General features: G+C 34.5%; 15 protein-coding genes. 12 read left to right on the top strand and 3 right to left on the bottom strand.

What is annotated here, in order from left to right; translation table 11 throughout:
• Positions 1 to 21 precede the first annotated feature (21 nt).
• From trmB to DFQ02_RS14405, 3 genes are read left to right on the top strand one after another with little or no spacing between them, the layout of a single operon-like run.
• Positions 22 to 696 (top strand): tRNA (guanosine(46)-N7)-methyltransferase TrmB, encoded by a 675-nt coding sequence (gene trmB / locus DFQ02_RS14415; RefSeq protein ID WP_116525152.1) that lies wholly within the window; start codon positions 22 to 24, stop codon positions 694 to 696.
• A gap of 1 nt (position 697) precedes the next feature.
• A complete protein-coding gene (locus DFQ02_RS14410) occupies positions 698 to 1,327 on the top strand; it encodes a lysine transporter LysE (protein WP_116525191.1) in 630 nt (209 codons plus the stop codon).
• Positions 1,328 to 1,330: 3 nt separating this feature from the next.
• Positions 1,331 to 1,690: an MGMT family protein gene (locus tag DFQ02_RS14405; protein WP_116525151.1), complete on the top strand. Its 360-nt coding sequence runs from the start codon at positions 1,331 to 1,333 to the stop codon at positions 1,688 to 1,690.
• Here DFQ02_RS14405 and DFQ02_RS14400 read toward each other — a convergent pair.
• Positions 1,665 to 2,504, bottom strand: coding sequence for a hypothetical protein (locus DFQ02_RS14400; protein ID WP_116525150.1), 840 nt, complete (start codon positions 2,502 to 2,504; stop codon positions 1,665 to 1,667). The two genes, DFQ02_RS14405 and DFQ02_RS14400, sit on opposite strands and share 26 nt — an antisense overlap.
• A 156-nt stretch (positions 2,505 to 2,660) precedes the next feature.
• Between DFQ02_RS14400 and DFQ02_RS14395 the strand changes: the two genes are divergently transcribed.
• Complete coding sequence (locus DFQ02_RS14395) at positions 2,661 to 3,797, top strand: Mrp/NBP35 family ATP-binding protein (protein ID WP_116525149.1); 1,137 nt, start codon at positions 2,661 to 2,663, stop codon at positions 3,795 to 3,797.
• Between the two features lie 5 nt (positions 3,798 to 3,802).
• The gene (locus DFQ02_RS14390) at positions 3,803 to 4,045 is read left to right on the top strand and encodes a NifU family protein (RefSeq protein ID WP_116525148.1); all 243 of its coding nucleotides are present in this window, start codon (positions 3,803 to 3,805) and stop codon (positions 4,043 to 4,045) included.
• A gap of 39 nt (positions 4,046 to 4,084) precedes the next feature.
• On the opposite strand, the gene DFQ02_RS14385 is transcribed toward DFQ02_RS14390, so the two are convergent.
• Both DFQ02_RS14385 and DFQ02_RS14380 read right to left on the bottom strand, forming a co-directional pair.
• Complete coding sequence (locus tag DFQ02_RS14385) at positions 4,085 to 4,459, bottom strand: HEPN domain-containing protein (RefSeq protein ID WP_116525147.1); 375 nt, start codon at positions 4,457 to 4,459, stop codon at positions 4,085 to 4,087.
• 305 nt (positions 4,460 to 4,764) lie between these two features.
• On the bottom strand, positions 4,765 to 5,115 hold the full coding sequence (locus tag DFQ02_RS14380; RefSeq protein WP_116525146.1) for a 4Fe-4S dicluster domain-containing protein: 351 nt from the start codon (positions 5,113 to 5,115) through the stop codon (positions 4,765 to 4,767).
• A 167-nt stretch (positions 5,116 to 5,282) separates the two neighbouring features.
• Here DFQ02_RS14380 and DFQ02_RS14375 point away from each other — a divergent pair, with 167 nt between their 5' ends.
• Genes DFQ02_RS14375 through nuoH form a run of 7 tightly spaced genes read left to right on the top strand, consistent with a single transcriptional unit; the run spans position 5,283 to position 11,814 of the window.
• Entirely contained in the window at positions 5,283 to 7,139 is a 1,857-nt protein-coding gene (locus DFQ02_RS14375; RefSeq protein WP_116525145.1) for a 2-oxoacid:acceptor oxidoreductase subunit alpha, read from the top strand.
• A 1-nt stretch (position 7,140) separates the two neighbouring features.
• Positions 7,141 to 8,154 carry a 2-oxoacid:ferredoxin oxidoreductase subunit beta gene (locus DFQ02_RS14370; RefSeq protein WP_116525144.1) on the top strand — a complete coding sequence of 338 codons (1,014 nt, stop codon included), beginning with the start codon at positions 7,141 to 7,143 and terminating at the stop codon, positions 8,152 to 8,154.
• 8 nt (positions 8,155 to 8,162) lie between these two features.
• Entirely contained in the window at positions 8,163 to 8,513 is a 351-nt protein-coding gene (locus DFQ02_RS14365; protein ID WP_116525143.1) for an NADH-quinone oxidoreductase subunit A, read from the top strand.
• Positions 8,504 to 9,070: an NADH-quinone oxidoreductase subunit B gene (locus DFQ02_RS14360; protein ID WP_245940282.1), complete on the top strand. Its 567-nt coding sequence runs from the start codon at positions 8,504 to 8,506 to the stop codon at positions 9,068 to 9,070. Before DFQ02_RS14365 ends, DFQ02_RS14360 begins: the two co-directional genes overlap by 10 nt.
• A 4-nt stretch (positions 9,071 to 9,074) precedes the next feature.
• Positions 9,075 to 9,614, top strand: coding sequence for an NADH-quinone oxidoreductase subunit C (locus tag DFQ02_RS14355; protein WP_116525141.1), 540 nt, complete (start codon positions 9,075 to 9,077; stop codon positions 9,612 to 9,614).
• Positions 9,615 to 9,618: 4 nt separating this feature from the next.
• Positions 9,619 to 10,743 (top strand): NADH-quinone oxidoreductase subunit D, encoded by a 1,125-nt coding sequence (locus DFQ02_RS14350; protein WP_116525140.1) that lies wholly within the window; start codon positions 9,619 to 9,621, stop codon positions 10,741 to 10,743.
• A gap of 12 nt (positions 10,744 to 10,755) precedes the next feature.
• Positions 10,756 to 11,814, top strand: coding sequence for an NADH-quinone oxidoreductase subunit NuoH (gene nuoH, locus DFQ02_RS14345; RefSeq protein ID WP_116525139.1), 1,059 nt, complete (start codon positions 10,756 to 10,758; stop codon positions 11,812 to 11,814).
• Positions 11,815 to 11,819: the final 5 nt, after the last annotated feature.

Here is an 11,819-nt window from a genome sequence, read left to right as displayed (position 1 = left end):
TAAGAAATAGTTAAATAATAAGTGGGGAGTAAAAACAAGTTAAAAAGATTTAAGGAAAACGAAACGTTTTCAAACGTATATCAACCTAAAAGAGAGGAGCTTGTAAGTGCTAATTATGAGTTAAAAGGCCAATGGAGAAACAAGGTTTTTAATAACAGCAATCCTATAGTTTTAGAGTTGGGTTGTGGAAAAGGAGAATACTCAGTAGCTTTAGCTCAAAAATACCCAAATAAGAATTTTATTGGAATAGATATTAAAGGAGCCCGTTTTTGGAGAGGGGCTAAAACTGCTATTAAAGAAAATATTCCGAATGTAGCTTTTTTACGAACCCAGATTGAACTTATTGAATATGCTTTTGCAGAAAACGAAGTAGATGAAATATGGATTACATTTCCAGACCCTCAAATAAAGTATAAACGTACAAAGCACCGTATGACCAATACTACTTTTTTAGGTAAATATAGAAAGGTGCTTAAACCAGAGGGTGTTGTTAATTTAAAAACAGACAGTGAGTTTATGCATGGTTACACTTTAGGTCTATTACATGGTGCCGGTCATGAGGTTTTATATGCAAACCATGATGTTTATAAACAAGAAGGAAGTCCAGACGAGGTAACTGCTATTCAAACGTTTTACGAGTCGCAATACCTTGAGCAAAACAAACCTATTACGTATATTAGATTTAAAATTAACTAGTTTGAATATTACGTTTATCTTCTTTATTGGCCTGTTTATTGCGTTTGTTGGTGTAATTCCTCCCGGGTTGTTAAACATGACAGCAGCTAAAATAAGTTTAAAAGAAGGGCATGTAAGGGGTATTGTTTTTTCTATTGGAGTTTGTGCCATAGTTGTAGCTCAAACCTATATAGCAGCTATTTTTGCAAGATATTTAAGTAATCATCCAGAAGTGATTGATGTATTACAACGTGTAGCTTTTGTGATTTTTGTGCTCATAACCGTGTATTTTTTATTCATAGCTAAATCTACCCCAAAGCAACAAATCAATCCGAAAATTAGAAGCAAGCATAGTAGATTTTTTCAAGGGATGCTTATGTCTGCTATTAATGTTTTTCCAATTCCCTATCAAGCTTATATGACCATCACTTTAGCGTCCTTTGGATGGTTAAACTTTGAACAAATAAGCATTATTTCTTACGTGGCAGGAGCTGCTACGGGTACTTTTGTTATGTTGTACATGTACATTTTCTTTTTTGATAAGATTAAAAGTAGATCTTTTACTTCACAAAAAAATATGAACTACATCATAGGAGGTATCACCGGAATTATTTCAATAGTCACTTTAGTTAACATCATTAAAGAACTTTAAACAATGAAACCTAGTACATTAAGTTTTTTTGATAAAGTTTTTGAGGTAACATGTTTGGTTCCGTATGGTCGTGTTACCAGCTATGGTGCCATAGCTAAGTATCTAGGAGCTACAAAAAGTGCTAGAATGGTGGGTTATGCATTGAATGGCTCAGGCGGAAAAAATGTGCCGGCTCATAGGGTAGTGAACAGAAAAGGTTTACTTACCGGGAAATACCATTTTGATGGCACTAACCTTATGCAACAATTATTGGAAAGTGAAGGGGTTAAAGTAAAAGACAATCAGGTTCAAGATTTTGAAAGTGTATATTGGGACCCTTCTGTGGAACTTCAATGGATTAAAAGGATATACCAAGACCAATAGTTGGTGTTTTAAACCTTTGATCTCCAATTTTTAAGAATTGGTAACCACCATTAAGCTTAAATTGCCTCATGTAATAATTAAGTAAAACGTTAAACTTGCTAATAGAACTATTATTTATAAAGGTTTGGTTGTAATTTGTTTCAATACTGATAGGTTTTCCAAGAAAAATTTCGGCTCCAAAACCTAAAGAGAATCCAAAGTCATCCACATTCCCATCAACATAAGATGCTCCTAACCCCCACCAACCATCAAATTGTCTGGTTCTAATTCTATGATACTTAATCAAGGCAGTGTAAATAGCTAGTGTTTCATATCCAAAATTAGGATTGTTTTCCCAAAGTTGTAGATAATCTAATTCTAAAGCTAATCTGTTGTAAAACCTAATATCAACATTAAGATGATGACCGTCTAGTTGGGTGTTTTCAAAAATGTACTTAGATAAAACAGTGGTTCTAGCTACTGCAGAATAATCATTCAAGTCATAACTATAATTCCCTCTATTAGAATTAGAATATGGGCGTTTGGTTAAAATAGCAGAACTGCTAGGGCTATCTCTCTCAAACGGCATTTCAACTAAAATACCGTAAACAGAATAAGCTATGACATCTATAGCTAACCTTCCAAAAGTTTCTATTAAAAGCATTTCACCAAAAGTATCGTTGTTATTGCTTAAATTATGACCTATTTTGGTAGAATTTGATGCTTTGCTGTTTTGCTTTTTTAAACTTGACTCAGATTTTTCAATTTTACTCTGTGAAAAACCAATACTAAAATTAAAAATGAGTAGTAGAATCAATCCTAGTTTTTGTTGCATTGGTGTGGTGTTTAGATATAATTTATGTACAATAATTATACCGTTTTCAAAGTATAAATATTTTACATTGAATAATAAATAAAACTTCTGGATTCTTGCTCTAATCTTCTTACCGTAATGATTATCTTTGTTTTTTTAGAATTAATCTGAATAATGATGAAGCTCAATAAGCAGGATGTATTAAAGGCCTTAGAAAATATTACCGTTCCAGGAGAAGGACAAAATATGGTAGAGAGCGGCGCTGTTAAAAATGTAGTAACATTTGGTGATGAAGTAATAGTGGACATTACAATAAACAATCCAAGTTTACAGGCTAAAAAAAGAACCGAAGTAGATATTTTAAAAACCATTCATGAGCAAGTTTATGAAAAGGCTAAAATAAAAGTGAATGTAAAAGTTGATGTTCCTGAAAAGCCCAAGGCTAATGTTATTAAAGGAAAACCAATACCAGGTATAAAGAACATAGTTGCTATTGCATCTGGAAAAGGTGGTGTTGGTAAATCAACAGTTACGGCTAATTTAGCTGTTTCGCTATCTAAAATGGGTTTTAATATAGGGGTTTTAGATGCCGATATTTATGGACCGTCTATTCCTATTATGTTTGATGTTGAAGCTGAAAAGCCTTTAGCGATTAATGTAGATGGAAAATCTAAAATGAAACCTATTGAAAATTATGGTGTAAAAGTCTTATCAATAGGATTTTTCACCCAACCTAATCAGGCAGTTGTTTGGCGTGGTCCAATGGCAGCAAAGGCCTTAAATCAAATGATTTTTGACGCGCATTGGGGTGAATTAGATTTTTTGTTAATAGATTTGCCACCAGGAACGGGCGATATTCATTTAAGCATTATGCAGTCCTTACCAATTACTGGTGCAGTTGTAGTTAGCACACCGCAAAACATAGCTTTAGCTGATGCTAAAAAAGGTGTGGCTATGTTTCAACAAGAGAGTATTCAAGTACCAGTTTTAGGAATTATCGAAAATATGGCGTACTTTACTCCAAAAGAATTACCAGACAATAAATACTATATTTTTGGTAAGGAAGGTGCTAAAAATTTGGCAGAGGATTTAAAAGTACCATTTTTAGGTGAAGTGCCTTTGGTTCAAAGTATCAGAGAAGCGGGTGATGTTGGTCGTCCGGCGGCGTTACAAACTGAAACACCATTGGAAAAAGCTTTTGAAAAATTGACCCAAAATGTGGTTGAGGAAGTGGTAAAACGTAATGATAGTTTACCACCAACTGAAGCTATAAAAATTACAACCATGGCTGGATGTTCGGCAGTTAAAAAATAGAGCAAATGACTTCAGAAGAAATAAAAGAAAATGTATTAAAGGCATTGGATGAAATACGTCCGTTTTTGCAAAGCGATGGAGGCGATATTTCTTTGCTGTCTATTGAGGATGATAAACTAGTTAAAGTACAACTACAAGGAGCTTGTGTTGGGTGTAGTGTTAATCAAATGACTTTAAAGTCAGGTGTTGAAATGACTATAAAAAAGTATGCTCCACAAATTGTAGAGGTTGTCAATATAGAGGTGTAAAATACTGACTATTATTGTTTTTAGAAGAATACACAGGCTCTAAATAATTTTCTCTTTCTTTAAAAAAGAATCCAAATTATCGGCAGTAGCAAAACAACTGTTAACTTTTGCGTATTCATTACAATATTTTGAGTCTATAATGTGATAAATACACTGAAAGTTTGTTAAATCAATTTTTTCAAAGTTCTTATTCATTTTTTTGCATGTCTCATAAAGTTGAGAGATGGTTTCTAAATCTGTAGTATCAATTCCCTTCTTTGTTAGGAATCCTCTTAAGTAATTATCGATAGCATATTGCGAATTTTTACACACAGAATATGCAACAATATCTTCTTCTGGTTTATATAATTCTTTGTTGGCCTCGTTGAGTTTTTTCTTGGCAGTCGAAAAAAGTTTATCTGCATTAGATTCCATAATATATTAAAGTTTAAATAATACTTGTCCTTAACTATTCCTCAAATAATTTGTTTTAAACGGTTTTTATAGAAGCAAATTATAGATGTTCTAGCCTAGTACAGACCTTTAAATAAAGGTTACTGTTTAAGTTCGTGTAATTAAGTAATTGTATAAATTTAATTAGAATACCCTATAAAGACTATGATAATTGTCATTTTGAGGCATTATTAATTTGGAGGCAAGAAAAGAGGTCTTATCACCATGAGAAGCTCTTTTATAATCTACTTATAATAACAAAGTATTATAAATTAAATACCATAAGTTTATTCTGCGTGTAACCAGACTTTTTTAGCTAGTAATTCTTCTTCAGATTCCACATGGTCTTCGTCTGGTATACAACAATCAACTGGACACACAGAAGCGCATTGTGGTTCTTCATGAAATCCTTTGCATTCTGTACACTTGTCTGGAACAATAAAATAAAACTCATCTGAAACAGGTTCATTCATTTTGTCGGCATCAACTTCTTCTCCATTTGGAAGTGTTACGATTCCGCTTAAGGACGTTTCATCTGAATACGCCCATTCTTGATCAGGTTCATAAATTGCATTATTAGGACATTCAACAATACAGGCGTCACAATTAATACATTCATCGGTAATTATAATTGCCATGATTAAATATTTTTAAGTCAGGATTAGTAAATATAAGTTTTGTTTCAAAACATTTGTATGACAAAGTTCATGTTTTGCACAAAAAATTAAAACTACATTTAGAACTTAAGTATTGTTAAAATGAGACATTTTTAATAAATTTAGTAGAATTTTAACTTGTTTAGTTCATGACTACAATTAAAACTAATCACCAGCCAAAAACACTCCATGCAGTTATTATTAGATTTGTAGGCGACTCTGGTGATGGAATGCAATTAACTGGAACACAGTTTTCAGATACTTCAGCTATGTTTGGTAATGATATTGCTACTTTTCCAAATTATCCAGCAGAAATTAGAGCGCCTCAAGGTAGTTTATATGGAGTGTCTGGTTTTCAGGTACACATTGGAAGTGTAGAAATCAACACACCAGGAGATGAAGTGGATTTATTAGTGGCGATGAATCCTGCTGGCTTAAAAACGAACTTACATGCTGTTAAACCAGGACATACAATAATTGTTGATACAGATGCATTTACAAAAAAGAATTTAGACAAAGCGCAATATGACACGAACCCTCTAGAGGATGGTAGTTTAGAAAATTATCAAGTTATTGAGGTTGCCATGACTTCATTAACAAAAGAAGCTTTAAAGGATATTGAAGGGTTGGATAATAAAAGCATTACTCGGAGTAAAAACATGTTTGCTTTAGGTATGGTTTATTGGATGTATAATCGCTCTACAGATCATACAATAAACTTTTTTGAGAAGAAGTTTAGTGCTAAACCAGAATTGATTGAAGCAAATATTAAAGTATTAAATACGGGATATTATTTTGCCGAAACCTTGGAGTTAATACCTAATTCCTATGGTGTAGCGCCAGCAAAAATGGCACCTGGTACCTACAGAATTATAATGGGTAATACGGCTACAGCTTGGGGTTTTTTAGCAGCTTCTGAGAAAAGTGGTTTAGATTTGTTTTTAGGATCCTATCCAATAACCCCCGCATCAGATATTCTTCATGAACTAGCAAAACATCAGCATTTTGGTGTAAAAACATTTCAGGCCGAAGATGAGATTGCCGGAATTACTTCTGCCATTGGAGCTTCCTTTGCCGGAAATTTAGCAATTACAACTACCTCTGGACCAGGTTTGGCCTTAAAAGGAGAAGCTTTAGGTTTAGCTATGATGATTGAAATGCCAATAGTAGTTGTTAATGTGCAACGGGGAGGGCCTTCAACAGGGTTGCCAACAAAAACAGAACAATCAGATTTACTTCAAGCTTTATATGGCAGAAATGGAGAGAGTCCTGTAATTGTTATAGCAGCCAGTACGCCGGCAAACTGTTTTGATTTTGCCTATCAAGCCTCTAAACTAACCCTAGAACATATGACTCCTGTGGTTTTACTAACCGATGGTTATATTGCAAATGGTTCGGCGCCTTGGAGGATAAAGTCCGTAAAAGATATGCCAGAGATTAAAACCAATATAACTCGTGAATATCAAGAGGGTTGGCATCCATACGATAGAGATGAGGAAACCCTGGCGCGGTCTTGGGCTATACCAGGAACACCTGGTTTAGAGCATAGGGTTGGTGGTTTAGAAAAAGACCGTGTTAGCGGCAATGTATCTTATGTTCCAGATAATCATGAGTATATGGTAAAGATAAGAGCCGAAAAAATAAAACGTGTTCAAAACGCAATACCCGAACTTAAATCTGAGTTTGTTGATGAGGGAGAATTACTTGTCATAGGTTGGGGAGGTACGTTTGGGTCATTATATTCCGCTATAAAAGATATTAGAGAACAAGGTTATGATAGCATTGGTCTAGCGCATTTTAATTACATAAATCCTTTACCAAAAAATACAGAAGAGGTTTTAAAGCGATTTAAAAAGATTATAGTTTGCGAGTTAAATAATGGACAATTTGCAAAAGTGCTAAAGTTGAATTTTAATGATTTTGAAATTTTACAGTTTAATAAGATTCAAGGCTTACCATTTGGTAATGAGGAGTTGATTCAAAAATTTAAACAAGTGTTGAAATAATATGGATGCAACAATAGAAAAAAAATATACTTTCAAAGATTTTGCTAGCGATCAGGAAGTTAGATGGTGCCCAGGTTGTGATGACTATGTGATTTTAAGAGCGATGCAAAAGGCACTCCCCGAAATGGGCGTTAAAAAAGAAGATGTAGTTTTTATATCTGGTATTGGCTGTTCTTCTCGTTTTCCATATTATATGGATACGTATGGTATGCACAGTATCCATGGTAGAGCACCTGCTATTGCAACTGGAACAAAATTAGCTAATCCTAATCTAAGTGTATGGGTAATTACTGGTGACGGTGATTCTATGGCTATTGGAGGAAATCATTTTATTCATGTTCTAAGAAGAAATGTAGATTTAAATATTGTTCTATTTAATAATGAAATATATGGTCTAACCAAAGGCCAGTTTTCACCGACATCATTGGTTGGTCAGAAAACAAAATCGTCTCCTTATGGAAATACGCAACCACCTTTTTCTGCAGGAGAATTAGCCATTGGTGCCCAAGCACGTTTTTTTGCCAGAATTGGAGGTAATACTCCCAAAGAGATGACTCAAATATTCATTGAGGCCGAAAAGTTTGAAGGCACCTCTTTAATTGAGGTGATGCAAAACTGTCCTATTTTTAATGATGGCTGTTATAATGAATTTACCGATAAGGCAGTACGTGAAGACAAACAATTATTTGTTGAACATGGCAAGCCTATGGTTTTTGGTAAAGAACGAGATAAAGGGTTAGTTTTAAAAGGCTTAAAATTAGAAGTGGTTACCATAGGAGAAAATGGCATAACAGAAGATGACATTTTGGTACATGATGCCAAAGAACAAGATCCCACTTTACATCAAATGCTGGTGAGATTGCATTACCCTAAAGTCACGGGAATTATCAGAAGTTATAATGATGTAACTTTTGATGAAAGAATGAATAATCAAATAAAAGAAGTTAAAATGAAATCAGACTTTCATTATACTGATGATTTGTTTTTTTCTGGAGATACCTACGAGGTTAAATAAATAATTATATGGGTTCTGAAGCTATTATAGTCTTTTTTATTTCGGGAATTGTACTAGTTGCTGGAGCAAACTTTTTGTCAAATTTAATTTCTCACAAATCTGATAGTCCACAAAAAAGAGAACCTTATGAAAGCGGTATGAAAACCATTGGTTCTACATGGGTTCAATTTAAAGTAGGCTATTATCTGTTTGCCATATTGTTTTTAATTTTTGATGTTGAGGTGACATTTCTAGTGCCTTGGGCTGTGGTTTTTGGAGATATTGGTGGTGTTGCATTTATTGAAATACTAATCTTTTTAATCATACTCGGTTTAGGGTTGCTTTATGCATGGAAAAAAGGAGCGTTAAAATGGGAGTAGATAATACATATAAAATACCAGATGATTTTCCAGGGAAGGTTATTCCAGCAGGCAATGGTGCTAATATTGTCGTAACCTCATTAGATAAAATTATTAATTGGGGGCGTTCTAACTCTTTGTGGTCTCTTTATTTTGGAACAAGTTGTTGTGCTATAGAAATGATGCAAACTGGAGCAGCAAGACATGATTATTCTAGGTTTGGTTTTGAAGTAGCACGCCCTTCACCACGGCAGGCAGACTTGATTATTATTGCAGGCACCATTGTAAATAAAATGGCTCCTGTTTTAAGACGACTTTATGATCAAATGGCTGAACCTAGATATGTTATAGCCATGGGTGCCTGTGCTATTTCTGGTGGCCCTTTCTTTTACAATACATATTCTGTTGTAAAGGGAGCAGATCATGTGATTCCTGTTGATGTTTATGTGCCTGGGTGTCCTCCAAGACCAGAAGCTTTGTTAGAAGGGATGCTTATGTTACAAGACAAAATTAGAACTGAAAATATGAAGCATAAAAAGAACCCCATTATCGGGTTCGATGATGGCTTTTACAATTAAATAAATGACTAACGAAGCATTACGGATATTAATAAGTAGTTGGTTTCCTAATCCAGAATTTGAGACAAAATCAGAGCCTGTTGAGGTTGCCGAAGGAGCAGCATCTAAAGCAATCATAAATCCAAATCTTTTGGAATTTACGGAAGAGGGCTCTCAGTTTTTGAATGTTTTGGTAAAACCAGAAAACTTACATGAATTCATGAATAAGTTGAAAACTAATTCAGATACATGTTTCGACTACTTGTTTTGCTTAACAGGTGTTGATTGGGGAGCAGAATTAGGAATTGTATATCATTTGGAATCTACCCAGCATCGCCACAATATTGTTGTAAAAGTTAAAACCGAAGATAGAGAAAACCCAACCTTCGATTCCGTTTGTGATATTTGGAGAACGGCTGAGTTTCATGAGCGTGAAGTATTTGATTTTTTTGGTATTACATTTAATAATCATCCCAATTTAAAACGACTTTTTTTAACACCGGAATGGGATGGATTTCCGCTGAGAAAAGACTATGTAGATGAGATAAATATGGTCATTAAATAAGAGTATGCAAGAATCGGCTACCTTAAATAATAGTTTTAAATCTGAGGAGTATTTCATTAATATGGGTCCTCAGCATCCCGCTACCCATGGGGTATTACGCCTATTACTTACAATAGACGGAGAGATTATTAAAAAGGTAGAGCCAGACTTAGGTTACATACATCGTTCTATTGAAAAAATGTGTGAGCGCGATAGTTACCAACAAATAGTGCATTTAACAGATAGGATGGATTATTTATCATCACATATTAATAATGAAGCGGTTTGTTTAACGGTTGAAAACGCTCTAGAATTGGAAATTCCAGATAGGGTGAAAGTTATAAGAACCATAATTGGAGAGCTTACTAGAATTGCTTCGCATTGTTTATGGTGGGGCGTTATGGGTATGGATGTTGGTGCGCTTACCACATACTTTTATGGGTTTAGAGATCGAGAAATGATTAATGATATTTTTGAAGAAACTTGTGGGGCTCGATTAACGATGAACTATAATGTTCCCGGAGGTTTAATGTGGGATATTCACCCAAATTTCATAAAAAGGGTCAAGGATTTTGTAGCTCATTTTAAAACAAAAATACCAGAGTACAACAAACTGCTAACGGGCAATATCATCTTTCAGAAACGAACTAAAGGAGTGGGAGTGTTATCAAAAGAAGATGCTATTTCTTTTGGGGTTTCAGGACCTGTGGCTCGGGGTTCGGGTTATTCATGCGACGTTAGAAAATACCATCCGTATAGCGCATTAGATAAAGTGACTTTTAATGAAGTCTTGGAAGCAGATGGCGATACCTTTGCCAGGTACAATGTGAGAATTAGAGAATTATGGGAGTCTTTGTCAATTATTGAACAATTAATAGATAATATACCAGACGGAGAACATCGTGTAAAAACCAATGCTGTTATTAAGTTACCAAAAGGGGAGTTTTATCAAAAGGTAGAAACAGCCAGAGGTGAGTTAGGAGTTTATATTATTAGTACTGGTACAAAGAATCCTTATAGAATGAAATTTAGGTCGCCGGGTTTTTCAAATTTATCGGCCCTGAACCATATGGCCGTTGGTGGAAAAATAGGTGATCTAGTGGCTACTATGGCAACCTTAGATTTAGTGATTCCAGATATAGATAGATAGAAATTAATACAAATGCCATTGAGTATAACCAAAAGCATACAAGAAATGCTTTTAAGCATGATGTCTGAATCAGCGGCTTATTATGCTGCTATGGTTGTTGTGGCATTATTGTATTTAGGGATTTTTGCAATTGCTGGCTTGTTTCTGGTGTTACTTGAAAGAAGAATAGCGGCTTGGTTTCAACTCAGGATTGGCCCCAATAGAGTAGGTTTTCAGGGGCTACTTCAAACCATGGCTGATGCACTTAAGTTAGTTTCAAAGGAACTTACAGGTACAGACAGAGCAGATAAATTTCTGTATAATTTAGCACCTTATTTCGTGATAATTTCTGCTTTAATGGCTTTAGGCCTTATACCATTTACTAAAGAATTTCAAGCGTTCGATATTAATATTGGTATTTTCTTTTTAATAGCTATTTCATCAATTGGGGTTATTGGTATTTTATTAGGTGGTTGGGCAAGTAACAACAAGTTTGCCTTAATTGGAGCTATGCGTAGTGGCGTGCAAACCATTAGTTATGAACTCTCGGTTGGGTTATCACTTTTAACCATGATTTTGTTAACGGGCTCCTTACAACTATCTGAAATTGTTGAAGTTCAAAAAGGTGGTTGGTTAATTGTTCAAGGACATATACCTGCAATTATTGCATTTATGATTTATATGATTGCTGGAACCGCTGAAACCAATAGAGCTCCTTTTGATATGGTTGAAGCAGAATCTGAACTTGGGGCTGGTTTTCACACCGAATATTCTGGGATGAAGTTTGCTTATTTCTTTCTAGCAGAGTTTATCAATATGTTTTTAATAGCGGCTATTGCTACCACGGTATTTTTTGGAGCTTGGTTATCTCCTTTTGGAATAACCGAATCGATACCATGGCTAGGGGTTTTCTGGTTTTTAGCCAAAACATTGTTGCTGGTCTTTTTAATGATGTGGTTTAGATGGACATTCCCTAGGTTAAGAGTAGATCAATTACTAACTCTTGAATGGAAATATTTGCTGCCAATTAATTTGGTAAATATTGTTGTTATGGCATTTATTGTTTGGCAAAATTTAATAATACAGATTTAAATAGT

Origin of the sequence: Seonamhaeicola aphaedonensis, from assembly GCF_003386195.1 — a bacterium.
Taxonomy (GTDB): domain Bacteria; phylum Bacteroidota; class Bacteroidia; order Flavobacteriales; family Flavobacteriaceae; genus Seonamhaeicola; species Seonamhaeicola aphaedonensis.
This window is presented reverse-complemented; position numbering and strand designations above follow the sequence as displayed.

Excerpts from the sequence above, each read along its gene's own strand:
- DFQ02_RS14405 (WP_116525151.1), top strand. The coding sequence starts at position 1,331 with ATGAAACCTAGTACATTAAGTTTTTTTGATAAAGTTTTTGAGGTAACA.
- DFQ02_RS14400 (WP_116525150.1), bottom strand. The coding sequence starts at position 2,504 with ATGCAACAAAAACTAGGATTGATTCTACTACTCATTTTTAATTTTAGT.
- DFQ02_RS14395 (WP_116525149.1), top strand. The coding sequence starts at position 2,661 with ATGAAGCTCAATAAGCAGGATGTATTAAAGGCCTTAGAAAATATTACC.
- DFQ02_RS14390 (WP_116525148.1), top strand. The coding sequence starts at position 3,803 with ATGACTTCAGAAGAAATAAAAGAAAATGTATTAAAGGCATTGGATGAA.
- DFQ02_RS14385 (WP_116525147.1), bottom strand. The coding sequence starts at position 4,459 with ATGGAATCTAATGCAGATAAACTTTTTTCGACTGCCAAGAAAAAACTC.
- DFQ02_RS14380 (WP_116525146.1), bottom strand. The coding sequence starts at position 5,115 with ATGGCAATTATAATTACCGATGAATGTATTAATTGTGACGCCTGTATT.
- DFQ02_RS14375 (WP_116525145.1), top strand. The coding sequence starts at position 5,283 with ATGACTACAATTAAAACTAATCACCAGCCAAAAACACTCCATGCAGTT.
- DFQ02_RS14370 (WP_116525144.1), top strand. The coding sequence starts at position 7,141 with ATGGATGCAACAATAGAAAAAAAATATACTTTCAAAGATTTTGCTAGC.
- DFQ02_RS14365 (WP_116525143.1), top strand. The coding sequence starts at position 8,163 with ATGGGTTCTGAAGCTATTATAGTCTTTTTTATTTCGGGAATTGTACTA.
- DFQ02_RS14360 (WP_245940282.1), top strand. The coding sequence starts at position 8,504 with ATGGGAGTAGATAATACATATAAAATACCAGATGATTTTCCAGGGAAG.
- DFQ02_RS14355 (WP_116525141.1), top strand. The coding sequence starts at position 9,075 with ATGACTAACGAAGCATTACGGATATTAATAAGTAGTTGGTTTCCTAAT.
- DFQ02_RS14350 (WP_116525140.1), top strand. The coding sequence starts at position 9,619 with ATGCAAGAATCGGCTACCTTAAATAATAGTTTTAAATCTGAGGAGTAT.
- nuoH (WP_116525139.1), top strand. The coding sequence starts at position 10,756 with ATGCCATTGAGTATAACCAAAAGCATACAAGAAATGCTTTTAAGCATG.